The 16,313-nt window shown below is 63.8% G+C and carries 7 protein-coding genes; 1 reads left to right on the top strand and 6 read right to left on the bottom strand.

Annotated features, from left to right (window positions below):
- Positions 1–9: 9 nt before the first annotated feature.
- Together rpsG and rpsL are read right to left on the bottom strand one after the other, a co-directional pair.
- On the bottom strand, positions 10–480 hold the full coding sequence (gene rpsG / locus QX048_RS27605; RefSeq protein ID WP_006611835.1) for a 30S ribosomal protein S7: 471 nt from the start codon (positions 478–480) through the stop codon (positions 10–12).
- A 30-nt stretch (positions 481–510) separates the two neighbouring features.
- The gene (rpsL, locus tag QX048_RS27600) at positions 511–882 is read right to left on the bottom strand and encodes a 30S ribosomal protein S12 (RefSeq protein WP_006611834.1); all 372 of its coding nucleotides are present in this window, start codon (positions 880–882) and stop codon (positions 511–513) included.
- Between the two features lie 643 nt (positions 883–1,525).
- On the opposite strand from rpsL, the gene QX048_RS27595 reads away from it, so the two are divergent.
- On the top strand, positions 1,526–2,749 hold the full coding sequence (locus tag QX048_RS27595) for an NAD(P)/FAD-dependent oxidoreductase (protein ID WP_315714565.1): 1,224 nt from the start codon (positions 1,526–1,528) through the stop codon (positions 2,747–2,749).
- On the opposite strand, the gene QX048_RS27590 is transcribed toward QX048_RS27595, so the two are convergent.
- From QX048_RS27590 to rpoB, 4 genes are all read right to left on the bottom strand, one after another.
- A complete protein-coding gene (locus tag QX048_RS27590; protein WP_315714566.1) occupies positions 2,686–4,758 on the bottom strand; it encodes an ABC transporter ATP-binding protein in 2,073 nt (690 codons plus the stop codon). The genes QX048_RS27595 and QX048_RS27590 overlap by 64 nt on opposite strands.
- Positions 4,759–4,996: 238 nt before the next feature.
- A complete protein-coding gene (locus tag QX048_RS27585; RefSeq protein ID WP_315714567.1) occupies positions 4,997–7,060 on the bottom strand; it encodes an FAD-dependent oxidoreductase in 2,064 nt (687 codons plus the stop codon).
- 338 nt (positions 7,061–7,398) lie between these two features.
- Positions 7,399–11,598, bottom strand: a complete 4,200-nt coding sequence (gene rpoC, locus QX048_RS27580) for a DNA-directed RNA polymerase subunit beta' (protein WP_315714568.1) — start codon at positions 11,596–11,598, stop codon at positions 7,399–7,401.
- A 131-nt stretch (positions 11,599–11,729) separates the two neighbouring features.
- Positions 11,730–15,848, bottom strand: coding sequence for a DNA-directed RNA polymerase subunit beta (gene rpoB, locus QX048_RS27575; protein ID WP_315714569.1), 4,119 nt, complete (start codon positions 15,846–15,848; stop codon positions 11,730–11,732).
- Positions 15,849–16,313: the final 465 nt, after the last annotated feature.

The raw sequence follows: 16,313 nt of genomic DNA, 5'->3' as shown, positions 1-16,313 counted from the left end.
GGGTCGCCGTTACCAGCGATAGTGCGAGAAGGCGCGGTTGGCTTCCGCCATCCGGTGCACGTCTTCACGCTTCTTCACGGCGTTACCCCGATTGTTCGAGGCGTCGAGCAGCTCCGCCGAAAGCCGCTCGGTCATCGTCTTCTCGTTGCGGTCGCGCGCGGCCGAGATCAGCCAGCGGATGCCCAGCGCCTGCCGGCGGGTCGAACGAACTTCGACCGGCACCTGGTAGGTCGCACCGCCGACGCGACGGGAGCGAACCTCGATGGTCGGCATGACGTTTTCGAGGGCCTGCTCGAACACCGTCAGCGGGCTCTGCTTGGTCTTGGCCTCGATGATGCCGAACGCGCCGTAGACGATACCTTCGGCGACCGACTTCTTGCCGGCGTACATCACCGAGTTCATGAACTTGGTGACAATGATGTTCCCGAACTTCGGATCCGGAAGCACTTCACGCTTTTCGGCTGAATGGCGACGCGACATGTGATCTTGTTCCCGCTTCTCTCGAACGTCTTACTTCGGACGCTTCGCGCCATACTTCGAACGGCGCTGCTTACGGTTCTTGACGCCCTGGGTATCCAGCACGCCGCGGAGGATGTGATAGCGCACGCCCGGCAAGTCCTTGACGCGGCCGCCGCGGATCATGACCACCGAGTGCTCCTGCAGGTTATGGCCTTCACCCGGAATGTAGCCGATCACCTCGAAGCCGTTGGTCAGGCGCACCTTGGCGACCTTACGAAGCGCCGAGTTCGGCTTCTTCGGGGTCGTGGTGTAGACGCGCGTGCAAACGCCACGCTTCTGCGGCGACTGCTGCAGCGCCGGCACCTTCTTGCGCGACTTCTGCACTTCGCGCGGATTTGCGATCAGCTGGTTGATCGTCGGCATCTTGGCCTTCACCCTTCTCAACGTTCGCACGGAGACCGCGACCGGCTTCCGCAAATTCTGTTCGAGGTTCCCCGCCTCACCGGGCCGTTTCGCGCGATCAAAACCCACGCAAAACGAAATCGCGCCAACCGTCCATCGCTGAACGGAAAGCGCTTGACGCCACAGAGGACCGCGATCACCACCAGTCAGCTTGCGCTGGCGGGCGGCCTACCGAGGTCATGCATCCGAAATTGGTCTCAGGAGAACGAGCTCGAGAGATCTAATATCGTTTTGGCATTGCCTAGCTATGATCGACAGCGTTTGAGCGGCATTCGTCGAGGGTGGTGCCCGTCCCGCCCGGTTTCGGGTGGTCTGGGTGATCCGTACCGACGCTGGCGAAGCTCACCGCCTGTCGTTGAGTGCCGGCCTTTTATAAGCGGTAAATATCCAAGTCAAGCAAAACGACGCCGCAGGACGCGCAAAGAAGCGCTTCTGGCCGCTGCGGTTTCCGGTCCCGACAGGGCCCCCGCCGTCCGAGGTATCTGCAGACCGCACAGCCCTGCGAGTGCAGGCGCCTCTCCAGCCCGGGACATGTCCAGAAACATCGAAGATAAGGCTTTTTTCGGCTTTGGCCGACAAGGATGGCGCCGCGACGAGGCGCCTGGTGACAGAATATACCGACATTGCGATCATTGGCGGCGGCCTGAGCGGCTCGATCACGGCCGCCATGCTCGGAATGGCCGGCATCCCCGCGATTCTCGTCGATCCCCACGCGGTCTCCCCGCCCGACTTTCGAATCGAGAAGATCTCCGGTGCCGAGCAGATCGGCCGATTCCGTCGCACCGGGATCGCCGACAAGGCGTTGACCCAAGCCACCCTGGCCCCGGAGAACTGGATCGCCCGATTCGGCTACGTGCTCGAACGGGCTCAGGTCCAGCAATACGGCATTCCGTATGATGCGCTCGTGACGGCGGTGCGCGACCAGATCCCAGGCGCTGTGACGCGAATCGTCGCCAAGGCCGTAGCGATCACGCCAACCGAGGATCGCCAGTCGGTCGTGCTGTCCAACGGGCAGACGATCTCCGCCCGCCTCGTCGTGCTCGCCAACGGGCTGAACGTCGGGCTGCGGCACATGCTGGGAATCACCCGCACGATCACCAGCCCCGCCCATTCGATCTCGATCGGGTTCGACCTGACGCCGGTCGGCCGTTCCGCCTTCCCATTCCCGGCCATGACCTATTTCCAGGAACGAGCCAAGGCGCGGGTGCCCTACATCACCCTGTTCCCGATCGGCGAGCGCATGCGGGCGAACCTGTTCGCCTACCGCGAGGTCGATGATCCCTGGCTTCGGGCGATCCGCCGCAACCCAGTCGAAACGCTGGCCGCCGCCCTGCCCGGCCTGCGGCGGATCACGGGCGAGTACGCCGTGAGCGGCGAGGTGCGGGTCCGGCCCGCCGATCTCACCATCAACAGCGGGTACCGCATGCCGGGTGTCGTGCTCGTCGGCGACGCCTTCTGCACCACCTGCCCCGTCACCGGCACCGGTTCCGACAAGGTGTTCACCGATGTCGAGCGCCTCTGCAACGTCCACATTCCGCGCTGGCTGGCGACTGACGGCATGGGCGAGGCCAAGATCGCGGCCTTCTATGCGGACCCGGTCAAGACGGCCTGCGATGCGTGGTCGCTCGAGAAGGCATGGAATTTCCGATCGGTCTCGATCGGGGCCAGCCCCTATTGGCAGGCGCAACGCTGGGCGCGCTTTGCCGTCTCGCTCGGCCGCGGGGTTCGGCAGCGGCTGACGAAGACCAATGCGCCGCTCAACGTCTATTCCTCGTCATCATCCTCCTCGTCGTCGTCCTCCTCGTCATCGCTGTCGTCGTCGGCCTGATCCTGCCGGCTCGGCTGATGGCCCTGGTCATCCCAGAGCTTGCGATAGGTCCCATTCTTCGCCAAGAGCTCGGCGTGGCTGCCGCGCTCGATCGCCCGGCCGCCGGAGATGACGATGATCTCGTCCATCTCGACCACCGAGGTCAGGCGGTGGGTCGACCAGATCATGGTGCGGCCCTTGGCGACCTTGAGCAGGGTGCGGTTGATCGCGGCTTCCGTGGTCTGGTCCAGCGCCGAAGTGGCCTCGTCGAGCAGCAGCACGGACGGGTTGCGGATGATGGCGCGGGCGATCGCGATGCGCTGGCGCTGTCCACCGGACAGCGTGTCGCCGCGCTCGCCGACGATGGTGTCGTATTTCTGCGGCAGGCTCATGATGTAGCGGTGGATCTCGGCCTTCTTGGCCGCCTCCTCCACCTCCGCGTCGGTGGCGCCCTCCTTGCCGAGCCGGATGTTCTCCCGCAGCGACATGTTGAACAGCATGTTGTCCTGGAACACCACGGCCATGCTGCCGCGAAGCGAATCGCGCGTCACCTTGCGGATGTCGACGCCGTCGATGGTGACGCGGCCTTCATCGGGTACGTAGAGCCGCAGGATCAGGTTGAGCAGCGTGCTCTTGCCCGAGCCCGACGGACCGACGATCGCGATCCGCTTGCCGACGTCGAGCTTGAGGCTCAGATTGTCGAGCACCGGCGTCTCGCTGCCCTCGTACTGGAAGGTCACGCGCTCGAAGGTGATGTCGTGGCTGATGCGGGGCAGATCCGGCGCGCCCGGCCGGTCGGCGCCGCGGGTCGGCTCGTCCAACAGCTCCTGCATGTGCCGGATCGCGGCCGCCGAGGAGATCGACACCGGCACGAAATGCATGACATGGGCGATGTTGTAGGACACCTCCCAGAATGCGCTCTCGAAGGTGACGAAGGTGCCGATCGTGATCTGGCCCTTGGTGGCGAGATAGGCGCCGAGAGCGAGCACGACGAGATGCAGCAGCAGCACGGAGATCGTGACGGTGCGCTCGACCATGGTCGACAGGAACATCGCATCGGCCATCTTGCGCCGCGCCGCGTCGTTGCGGAAGCTGAACCAGCCGAATACCTTGCGGTGGAGGCTGAAGGCCTTGATGACGGCTTGCGCCGCGATGTTCTCCTGGATCACGCCGAGCAGCGACGCTTCGTTCAGTTTCTGCTCGTAATTGGCCTGAACCGCCTTCGGCGTCAGGATACGCGGGCCGATCAGGGTGATCGGAAACACCAGCAGCGCGATCGCAGCGAGCTGCCAGTTCAGGAACAGCATCAGAATGATGCCCGCAATCAGCTCGAGGAACGGCAGCACAGCGCTGTTGGCGAAACTCTTCACGACGTTCTCGAACGCCGACATGTCGACCGAGAAGCGCGACAGGATCTCGCCGCGCTTGGTACGCTGGAAATAGGCGGCCGGCAGGTTCTGCACGTGATCGAACAGACGGGTGCGAACGTCCGAGATGACGCAGGCCGCGAGCCGCGCATCCCAGCGCTCGTAGAGCACGGCAATGATCGAGGTGAAGATGCCCGCAGCGGCGAGCACGCCGAGGATGCGATAGAGCGCCTCGAAATCCTCTTCGCCGAGCGCATCGTCGATCAGGAACTTGAGGCTGAGCGGCATGATGACGTTGAACAGCGTCTCGATCAGGACGCCGATCGACACGAAAGCCAGCATCTTCTTGTATCTGGCGAGCAGCGGCGAGACGAAGCCGTAGATGGTTGCAAGCGCACCTGCGGCCTCGCGGGCCGTGTAGACGACGAGATCCTCGTCGTCGTCATCATCGTCGAGGTCGAGGCCGGCCTCTTCACCGTCCTCCTCGTCATCGTCCTCATCGTCGCCGACGACGTCAGCCGTCTCTGTCGCCGACGTCTTCGCTGTTCCGGGTTTTGGAACGGCAGGCACGGCCGCCGCCGGCCCCCGCTTGTCCAAATCATCGGCAGGATCAGCTGCCGTTGCGGACGTCTGATTTCGCGGCGGTGAAGATTTGGGCGCCATTCAACGAACCGATCCTGCACGGCCAGTATGACCGTAACGGATTAAAGCGGCTCGGCTTTACCACCTGTGTCCGCCTGCCGCCAGCATTCTCGCCATACGGTGCCGCACCCGCCGCGACCAAGACGCGGCCCTGTCACGCAACCAGCACGGTCACAAGCGCCGCGGACGCAAGACAGCATCGAGATGCCGGTCAACGCCCGCGGCCCTGCCTCGAAATGCCGGCGGCTGTGCCGCGAGCCTAGTCTTCGTCCTCGACCTTGTCGAAGAACGAATAGCGCAGGCTGTCGGCGTCGGCGTACCACTGGCCGGGCCCCTTGTTGGCCGCGAGTGTCGCTGCCCACACCTCGTCGGTGCAATCGCGGCGGTGCATGGCCAGATCGAACCCGTTGCCGAAGAACAGCTCCGACCACTCCCACCAGGTGCCGAGCTTCTTGACCCCACGCAGCAGGTCGTAGCGGTCGACCAGCGCCGGAGCCATGTCCGAGGTGATCGAGCCGAACACGAGGCCGGTCTTGACGACGCGGTTGAGCTCGCGGATCGCGCGCGCAACCTGCTTGTCACCGAGATGGCAGAGGCTGGTCTCGAACACGAAATCGAACTCACCGGTCTTGAATGGCATATCGGTGATCGAGCCGAGCTTGTTGTATTTCCTCAGCGCCTTCGGCGTCTTGCCATGGATGTAGCGGTTGTTCTCGATGCCCCAGGCATCGATGCCGCGCTCGCGGAGCGCTCCCACCAGTTCACCGCTCGCGGAGCCGGCGACCAAGAGCTTGTAGCCTTTGCCCTTGCCGGCCCGGTTCCAAACGATCTTGATCAGGCTGGTCAGATAGTCCGGATCGGTGAACTGCGACCACGCTTCGCTGTACGGCCCCTGCCCGCGATAATTGTCGAAATAGTCACGGTCGATCTTGTCGGACAGCGGCGTTTCGGCCTGCGAGCGGGCGCGGCGCAGCCGCATCATTTCGGTCAGGATGATGTCGGTGGCGGCGTCCGACGAATCGAGCAGCCCGTTCAGGGTCGAGTCGAACAGATAGTCACCGACCACGACGATGCCGGGGTGCTCCTTCGGCTCAGGCCGGTGATTGGTCATGACGTCGCGTACCGGCAGACCGCCGGGCAGCGCGTTGACGGACGACAGCCAGCGGTGGATCTTGCCTTCCATGAAGTGTGCGCGCGCGTCGCCGAGCGCAGCAGGGAGCGACTTCAGCGCGGCATCGATCAGCTCCTGGTCCGAGAGGTTGGCGAAGGCGAGCGCATCCGAGCCCGCGATCAGCCAGTTGAGCACGCCGTGCTTGCCGACATCGTGGCGCGAGCCCTCGTTGTAGATGCAGCAGCCGCCGAACGCCTCCGACATGAACCAGGAGCCCGGAATCTTCTCGCCCCAGAACGGCTCGTCGAACAGGATCGAGACGCGCAGATAATGCGCGGGACGATCGAAATAGGCGATGTGCTTGACCATGGACTGGCGCAGCTTCTCGCCCTCCCAGCCGACCGTCGACAGCCAGGAATGCGGCAGGCACACCAGGACGAGATCGAACTCGCGCGTCTCCGGCCCCTTGCCGTTCATCATGTTGAGCCGGTAGCGACCCGCCTCGGTCTTGCCGATGCGGAGCACGCGATGATTGAGCTGGATGTCGGCATCGACCTCGGAGCGCAGGCACTCGATCAGTTGCTCGTTGCCGTTCTGAATCGAGTACAGGCCGATATAGTCGTCGATATCCATCACGAAGTTCTTGAGCGCATTGAGGCCGTTGGTGTTGTGGGCCTCGGTCGCGAGGTCGGAGCGCGACATCACCTTGAAGAAGCGCTTGGCCGTGGGATCCTCGACCTCCTCGTCGAGCAGCTCTTCGCAGGTCTTGTAGGCCCAGGGGTGCTCGTTATCGTGGGCGCCGACGCCCTCGTAATATTCGACCGGCGACATCACGTCGGTACAACGCTTGCGGAACGCCTCGACCGCAGCGGCCGTCTTCGGGCCGTATTTGCGGCGCAGCCCCGGCACGTCGTCGAGCAGCTCGCCGTCGAGTTGGACCTGCAGCGCATCCATCGGAATCGTCTGCAGCCCGAAATGCTGGATCAGCTCGCGCAGCGGATCAGGGCCGGTCATCGAGTAGTCGTAGATTTCCGCGACACCAGCCTCATACATCGCCGGTGCGGTATCGAACTTGCGCGTCACGATCTTGCCGCCGAGCCGGTCGGATGCCTCGTAGATCGTCACCTTGCAGAGATCGCCGAGTTTGCGCCTCAGATACCAGGCGCTCATCAGGCCACCCGGACCGCCACCAACAATCGCAAGGTCAAGCATCGAAGTTCCGCCATCTCCGGCTGTCAGCGACGTTGCCGGTCGTCCATACAGGGGTCCTGCCACCCTCGGGGCTCGATCGGCCATAGCGTAACCGGCCCGCAAAAGATTTGCGCCGGAGCAAATCGGCGCATCGCCACGGGAATCGACGGAAATCAGCTCAGCGGATCTGATGCTTCCAAAAGCGCCTCTGTCCCTGAAGGGAAGATGAACAACGGGGCAGCAGCGCGGCAACAGGAGAAGAAAATGTCAAAAAAAGGCCGGCAAACGCCGGCCTTTTCTACACGCGATGAACGCACGGCAGACCCCGACACCGTCGGGGTCATGCCGCAACCGTCCGTTTACTCCGCCGGCGGCAGCGCGAGCGGCTGAGGCTCGGGCTGCGCCGGCACGATCGCCGCCTGCTTCTCGCGCTCGTCGAGAATCAGCTTGTCGCGCTTCAAAGCGACTTCGCGGATGCGGGCCATCGAGGCGCCGGTGCCGGCCGGGATCAGGCGTCCTACGATGACGTTCTCCTTGAGACCCTCGAGTGGATCGATCTTGCCGTTGACCGCCGCCTCGGTGAGAACGCGGGTGGTCTCCTGGAACGAGGCCGCCGAGAAGAACGACCGGGTCTGCAGGCTCGCCTTGGTGATGCCGAGCAGAACCGGAGTGCCCGTGGCCGGCTTCTTCGCCTCCTCCACGGCCTTCGCGTTCAGCAGGTCGAACTCGATCTTGTCGACCTGTTCGCCCGAGATCATGTCGGTATCGCCCTGGTCGGTGATCTCAACCTTCTGCAGCATCTGGCGGACAATCACCTCGATGTGCTTGTCGTTGATGAGCACGCCCTGCAGCCGGTAGACCTCCTGGATCTCGTTGACCAGATAGGCCGCGAGCTCCTCGATGCCCTTGATCGCCAGGATGTCGTGCGGCGCCGGGTTGCCTTCGACGATGAAGTCGCCCTTCTCGACGATGTCGCCATCCTGCAGATGGATGTGCTTGCCCTTCGGGATCAGGTACTCGCGCGGCTCCTCGGTCTTGTCGACCGGCTCGATCGAGATGCGACGCTTGTTCTTGTAGTCGCGACCGAACCGGATGGTGCCGGCGATCTCGGCGATGATCGCGGCATCCTTCGGCTTACGCGCTTCGAACAGCTCGGCCACCCGCGGCAGACCGCCGGTGATGTCGCGCGTCTTGGCGCTTTCCGTCGAGATACGCGCGAGGATGTCGCCCGGCTTCACCGTCGAGCCGACGTCGACCGACAGAATCGCGTCGACCGACAGCATGTAGCGGGCATCGCCGCCGCGGGCGAGCTTGAGCACCTTGCCGTCCTTGCCCTTGATCACGATGGCCGGACGCAGATCCGCGCCACCGCGCGTTCCACGCCAGTCGATGACCACGCGCTTGGCGATACCGGTGGACTCGTCGAGCGTTTCCGAGATCGACAGACCCTCGGTCAGATCCTCGAACCCGATCGTACCCTCGGCTTCCGTGAGGATCGGACGGGTGTAAGGGTCCCACTCGGCGATGCGCTGGCCGCGCTTGATCATGTCGCCGTCGTCGACATGCATGCGCGCGCCGTACTGGATGCGGTGCGTCGCACGCTCGGTGCCGTCGGGGTCGACGATCGTCACGACCATGTTGCGGACCATCGCGATCAGATGACCCTCGCTGTTGCGGGCGATCGCCTTGTTCTTGATGACCACCTTGCCTTCGAAGTTCGATTCCACGAAGGACTGCTCGTTCAGCTGCGCCGCACCACCGATGTGGAAGGTGCGCATCGTCAGCTGGGTGCCGGGCTCGCCGATCGACTGCGCGGCGATGACGCCGACGGCCTCACCGTGGTTGACCGGCGTGCCACGCGCCAGATCGCGGCCGTAGCACATCTTGCAGATGCCGTTGACCAGCTCGCAGGTCAGCGCCGAGCGGATCTTCACCTCCTGCACGCCAGCCTGCTGGATGGCGTCGATGTGGCTCTCCTCCATCAAGGTGCCGGCCTTGACCAGCACTGCGTTGGTCGCGGGATCGCGCACGTCGTCGCAGGGCACGCGGCCCAGGATGCGCGAGCCGAGCGAGGCCACGACCGTGCCGGCATCGACGATGGCGCGCATCTTGATGCCGAGATGGGTGCCGCAATCGTCCTGCGTGATGATGCAGTCCTGCGCGACGTCGACCAGACGACGGGTCAGGTAGCCCGAGTTCGCGGTCTTCAGCGCGGTGTCCGCGAGACCCTTGCGGGCGCCGTGGGTCGAGTTGAAGTACTCGAGAACCGAGAGACCTTCCTTGAAGTTCGAGATGATCGGCGTCTCGATGATCTCACCCGACGGCTTGGCCATCAGGCCGCGCATGCCGGCGAGCTGACGCATCTGGGCCGGCGAACCGCGGGCACCGGAATGCGACATCATGTAGATCGAGTTGATGTCGGCATCTGCCCCCGTCGCCGTCTTCTTGGTGACGGAGATCTCCTTCATCATCTCCTTGGCGATCTCTTCGCTGGCCTTCGACCAGGCGTCGACGACCTTGTTGTACTTCTCGCCGTGAGTGATCAGACCGTCATTGTACTGCTGCTCGAAATCCTTCGCCAGCGTACGGGTGGTGTCGACGATCTTCCACTTGCCCGCCGGCACGACCATGTCGTCCTTGCCGAACGAGATGCCCGCCTTGAAGGCATTGTAGAAGCCGAGCGCCATGATGCGGTCGCAGAAGATCACCGTCTCCTTCTGGCCGCAGTGACGATAGACCTGATCGATCACGCCCGAGATCTCGCGCTTGGTCATCAGCTTGTTGATGACCTCGAACGTGACGCGCGGATGCTTCGGCAGGAGATTGCCGAGCATGACGCGACCCGCGGTGGTTTCGATCCAGCGCTTGGCGATCTTGCCGGTCTCGTCCATGCCCTCCCAGCGATACTTGATCTTGCTGTGGAGATGGATGGCCTTGGCGTGCAGCGCATGCTCGAGCTCGGCCATGTTGCCGAACGCCATGCCCTGGCCGGGCATGCCCTCGCGCATGATCGAGACGTAGTAGAGGCCGAGCACGATGTCCTGCGACGGCACGATGATCGGCTGACCGTTGGCCGGATGCAGGATGTTGTTGGTCGACATCATCAGGACGCGCGCTTCCAGCTGCGCTTCGAGCGACAGCGGAACGTGCACGGCCATCTGGTCGCCGTCGAAGTCGGCGTTGAAGGCCGAGCAGACCAGCGGATGCAGCTGGATCGCCTTGCCCTCGATCAGCACCGGCTCGAACGCCTGAATGCCGAGGCGATGCAGCGTCGGCGCGCGGTTCAGGAGCACCGGATGCTCGCGGATGACCTCGTCCAGGATGTCCCAGACCTCCGGACGCTCCTTCTCGACCAGCTTCTTGGCCTGCTTGACCGTCGTCGACAGGCCCTTGGCGTCGAGCCGCGAATAGATGAACGGCTTGAACAGCTCGAGCGCCATCTTCTTCGGCAGGCCGCACTGGTGCAGGCGCAGCTCGGGACCGACCACGATGACCGAACGGCCGGAGTAGTCGACGCGCTTGCCGAGCAGGTTCTGACGGAAGCGACCCTGCTTGCCCTTGAGCATGTCGGCGAGCGACTTCAGCGGACGCTTGTTGGCGCCGGTGATGACGCGGCCGCGGCGGCCGTTGTCGAACAGCGCATCCACCGCCTCCTGAAGCATGCGCTTCTCGTTGCGGATGATGATGTCGGGCGCGCGCAGCTCCATCAGCCGCTTCAGGCGGTTGTTGCGGTTGATGACGCGGCGATAGAGGTCGTTGAGGTCGGAGGTCGCGAAACGGCCGCCGTCGAGCGGCACCAGCGGGCGGAGGTCCGGCGGGATCACCGGAACCACGGTCATGATCATCCATTCCGGCTTGTTGCCGGAGTGGCGGAACGCCTCGACGATCTTCAGGCGCTTCGCGAGCTTCTTGTGCTTGATGTCGGAGTCGGTCTCCTGCATCTCGGCACGCAGCGTCTGCTCGAGCTTCTCCAGCTCGAGGCCGCGCAAGAGCTCACGGATGGCCTCGGCGCCGATCATGGCGGTGAAGCTGTCCTGGCCGTATTCGTCCTGCGCCTTGAGGTACTCGTCCTCGGACAGCAGCTGACGGTCCTTGAGCGCGGTCAGACCCGGCTCGAGAACGACGTAGTATTCGAAGTACAGGATCCGCTCGAGATCCTTCAGCGTCATGTCGAGCAGCAGGCCGATGCGCGACGGCAGCGACTTCAGGAACCAGATGTGCGCGACGGGAGCGGCGAGCTCGATATGGCCCATGCGCTCGCGCCGGACGCGCGACAGGGTCACCTCGACCGAGCACTTCTCGCAGATGATGCCCTTGTACTTCATCCGCTTGTACTTGCCGCACAGGCACTCGTAGTCCTTGATCGGCCCGAAGATGCGGGCGCAGAACAGGCCGTCGCGCTCGGGCTTGAAGGTACGGTAGTTGATCGTTTCCGGCTTCTTGATCTCGCCGTAGGACCAGGACAGAATCTTCTCCGGAGACGCAATCGAGATCCGGATCTGGTCGAAGACCTGAGCCGGCGTCGTCGGATTGAAGAGATTCATAATTTCTTGGTTCATCGTATTCTCCTCGCGGGCCGATCGGGGGTCGGCCGCAAATTCGAAAATCTCTCAACGGGCGCCTTGTCCTGACCCGCGGGGGAAGGCGCCGGCACCCGGCCGTCCGAGACGGCCGGGCATGACCTCTTGAACTACTCGGCGGCTTCCGACGTCGGCGCCGGTCCGAGCTTGGAGTTGTGCAGGTCGACGTTGAGGCCGAGCGAGCGCATTTCCTTGACCAGCACGTTGAACGATTCCGGAATACCGGCCTCGAACGTGTCGTCGCCGCGCACGATCGCCTCGTAGACCTTGGTGCGGCCGGCGACGTCGTCCGACTTCACCGTCAGCATCTCCTGCAGCGTGTAGGCCGCGCCGTAGGCTTCGAGCGCCCACACCTCCATTTCGCCGAAACGCTGGCCGCCGAACTGGGCCTTGCCGCCCAGCGGCTGCTGGGTGACCAACGAGTACGGGCCGATCGAACGCGCATGGATCTTGTCGTCGACCAGATGGTGCAGCTTCAGCATGTAGATGTAGCCGACCGTCACCTTGCGATCGAACGCATCGCCGGTGCGGCCGTCATAGACCGTCGACTGACCGGATGCGTCGAGGCCGGCGAGCTTCAACATCTCCTCGATGTCGGCCTCCTTGGCGCCGTCGAACACCGGCGTGGCGATCGGCACGCCGCGGCTCAGATTGTGACCAAGCTCGATCAACTCGTTGTCGTTGAGCGACTTGATGGTCTCGTCATCGCCGTAGATCCGCTTCAAGGTCTCCTTCAGCGGCTTGACGTCCTGCTTCGACAGGTAGGCATCGACCGTCTGGGCGATGCGCTTGCCGAGGCCGGCGCAGGCCCAGCCGAGATGGGTCTCGAGGATCTGCCCGACGTTCATGCGCGAGGGCACGCCGAGCGGGTTCAGCACGATGTCCGCATGGGTGCCGTCCTCGAGGAACGGCATGTCCTCGATCGGCACGATCTTGGACACGACGCCCTTGTTGCCGTGACGGCCCGCCATCTTGTCGCCCGGCTGGATCTTGCGCTTCACGGCGACGAAGACCTTGACCATCTTCATCACGCCGGGCGGCAGCTCGTCGCCACGCTGCAGCTTCTCGACCTTGTCGAGGAAGCGCTGTTCCAGCCCCTTCTTCGACTCGTCGTACTGCTTCCGCATGGCCTCGATCTCGGCCATCAGCTTGTCGTTCGGCGAGGCGAACAGCCACCACTGCGACTTCGGATACTCGTCGAGCACCGCACGCGTGATCTTGGTATCCTTCTTGAAGCCCTTCGGCCCCGAGATGCCCTGGCGGCCGTCCAGCATGTCGGCGAGACGGCTGTAGACGTTGCGGTCCAGGATCGCCTGCTCGTCGTCACGGTCCTTGGCCAGACGCTCGATCTCTTCCCGCTCGATCGCCAGCGCACGCTCGTCCTTGTCGACGCCGTGACGGTTGAAGACGCGGACCTCGACGATCGTGCCCTGCACGCCCGGCGGCACCCGCAGCGAGGTGTCGCGAACGTCGGAGGCCTTCTCGCCGAAGATGGCGCGCAAGAGCTTTTCTTCCGGCGTCATCGGGCTCTCGCCCTTCGGCGTGATCTTGCCGACCAGGATGTCGCCGGCGCGCACCTCCGCGCCGATATAGACGATGCCGGCTTCGTCGAGGTTCTTCAGCGCCTCTTCCGACACGTTCGGAATGTCGCGCGTGATTTCCTCCGGACCCAGCTTGGTGTCGCGGGCCATCACCTCGAATTCCTCGATGTGGATCGAGGTGAAGACGTCCTCCTTCACGATCCGCTCGGAGAGCAGGATGGAGTCCTCGAAGTTGTAGCCGTTCCACGGCATGAACGCGACCAGCACGTTGCGGCCGAGCGCGAGCTCGCCGAGATCGGTCGACGGACCGTCAGCGATGATGTCGCCCTTCTTGACGATGTCGCCGACCTTCACCAGCGGACGCTGGTTGATACAGGTCGACTGGTTCGAGCGCTGGTACTTCATCAGGCGGTAGATATCGACGCCCGACTTGGTCGGATCGAGATCTTCCGTGGCGCGGATGACGACGCGGGTGGCGTCGATCTGGTCGATCACGCCCGAGCGGCGCGCCGCGATCGCGGCGCCCGAGTCACGGGCAACCACGCCTTCCATGCCGGTGCCGACGAACGGCGCCTCGGCGCGAACCAGCGGCACCGCCTGGCGCTGCATGTTCGAGCCCATCAGCGCGCGGTTGGCGTCGTCGTTCTCGAGGAACGGGATCAAGGCCGCGGCAACCGAAACCAGCTGCTTCGGCGACACGTCCATGTAGTCGACCTTGTCGGGCGTCATCGGCACGACTTCGCCGGCATGACGGCAGACCACGAGGTCCTCGGTGAAGCGGCCCTTGGCATCGAGCGGCACGTTGGCCTGCGCGACGCGGTAGCGCCCCTCCTCCATGGCGGACAGATACACTACCTCGTCGGTGACGCGGCCGTCCTTGACCTTGCGGTACGGCGTCTCGACGAAGCCATACTTGTTGACGCGGGCGAACGTCGCCAGCGAATTGATCAGGCCGATGTTCGGACCTTCCGGCGTCTCGATCGGGCAGATGCGGCCGTAATGCGTCGGATGCACGTCGCGCACCTCGAAGCCGGCGCGCTCGCGCGTCAGACCGCCCGGTCCGAGCGCCGACAGGCGGCGCTTGTGGGTGATCTCCGACAGCGGGTTGGTCTGGTCCATGAACTGCGACAGCTGCGACGAGCCGAAGAACTCGCGCACCGCGGCGGCGGCCGGCTTGGCGTTGATCAGGTCCTGCGGCATCACGGTGTCGATGTCGACGCTCGACATGCGCTCCTTGATGGCGCGCTCCATGCGCAAGAGACCGATGCGGTACTGGTTCTCCATCAGCTCGCCCACCGAGCGGACGCGGCGATTGCCGAGATGGTCGATGTCGTCGATCTCGCCCTTGCCGTCGCGCAGGTCGACCAGGGTCTTGATGACCGCCAGGATGTCTTCCTTGCGCAGAGTGCGCTGGGTGTCCGGCGCATCGAGCTCGAGGCGCATGTTCATCTTGACGCGGCCGACCGCGGAGAGGTCGTAGCGCTCGGCATCGAAGAACAGCGACTGGAACATCGCCTGCGCCGAATCGAGCGTCGGCGGCTCGCCCGGACGCATCACGCGGTAGATGTCGAACAGCGCGTCCTCACGCGTCATGTTCTTGTCGGCCGACAGCGTGTTGCGGATGTAGGGGCCGACATTGACGTGGTCGATGTCGAGCAGCGGCAGGTCCTTGTAGCCCTGCTCGTTCAGCACCTTGAACAGCTTGTCGGTGATCTCCTCGCCGGCCTCGGCATAGATCTCGCCGGTCTTCGGATTGACGAGATCCTCGGCGATGTAGTTGCCGAGCAGCTCCTCGTCCGACATGCGCAGCGCCTTCAGCCCCTTCTCCTGGAGCTGGCGGGCGGCGCGAACGGTGAGCTTCTTGCCGGCCTCGAGCACGACCTTGCCGGTGTCGGCGTCGATCAGGTCGTTGACGGTCGAATAGCCGCGGAAGCGGTTGGCGTCGAACGGAACGCGCCAGCCTTCCTTGATGCGCTTGTAGATCAGCTTCTTGTAGAAGGTCGACAGAATCTGCTCGCCATCGAGACCGAGCGCGAACATCAGCGACGTCACCGGCAGCTTGCGGCGACGGTCGATGCGCGCGAACACGATGTCCTTGGCGTCGAACTCGATGTCGAGCCAGGAGCCGCGATACGGGATGACGCGGGCGGCGAACAGCAGCTTGCCCGACGAGTGGGTCTTGCCCTTGTCGTGGTCGAAGAACACGCCCGGCGAACGGTGCATCTGCGAGACGATGACGCGCTCGGTGCCGTTGACGATGAAGGTGCCGTTCATGGTCATGAGCGGAATGTCGCCCATGTACACGTCCTGCTCCTTGATGTCCTTGACCGACTTCGCGCCGGTCTCCTCGTCGATATCGAACACGATGAGGCGCAAGGTCACCTTGAGCGGCGCAGCGAAGGTCATGCCGCGCTGACGGCACTCGTCGACGTCATATTTCGGCGGCTCGAACTCGTAGCGGACGAACTCCAGCATCGAGGTGCCGGAGAAGTCGGAGATCGGGAATACCGAGCGGAACACCGCCTGCAGGCCCTCATCCGGCCGGCCACCCGTGGGCTCGTCCACCATCAGGAACTGGTCGTAGGACGCCTTCTGAACCTCGATGAGGTTCGGCATCTCCGCGACTTCCTTGATGTGTCCAAAGAACTTGCGAACGCGTTTGCGACCGGTGAATGTCTGCTGCGCCATCGTGGCCTCTCATTTCGTCGCCCGGAGGGGCGAACCTTCCGAAACAGCGGTTGCCACCGCCCCTTCGGGTTGAATTTCGATCCATTTCGAGGATCTGAGGCCCAGAGCCGGAACGGAAATGTCCCAGATCTGTTCTTCAGACCAGCAAAACGCAAAACGACGCGCGAGGCGCGAGGACGCACCCGCTCGTCACAACCATCTCGTCACGGACTGCAAAAGCCCGAAATTGCCTATCTCCCAACGGCTTACGGACGGAGACGCCACTCCACCGATCAACCGGCTTTTCGTGCTGCCGACCCAATATGGGTTGACAATAATCGAGATTCGAGAGCGAAGCCCCTAAATCTCCACACTTTTCCGTGTTCGGCCCACAACGGACGGTTCCGTTGCACGCCTTTTGCAGTGATTCCGAGCCGCGCCCAATACCCCTGCAAAACTCCTTGTCCACATGATGACCGGGCGATG

The organism is Bradyrhizobium sp. SZCCHNS30572 (assembly GCF_032484415.1).
Classification (GTDB): Bacteria; Pseudomonadota; Alphaproteobacteria; order Rhizobiales; family Xanthobacteraceae; genus Bradyrhizobium.
Note: the sequence above shows the minus strand (reverse complement) of the source record. Positions and strands in the feature narration are given on the sequence as shown.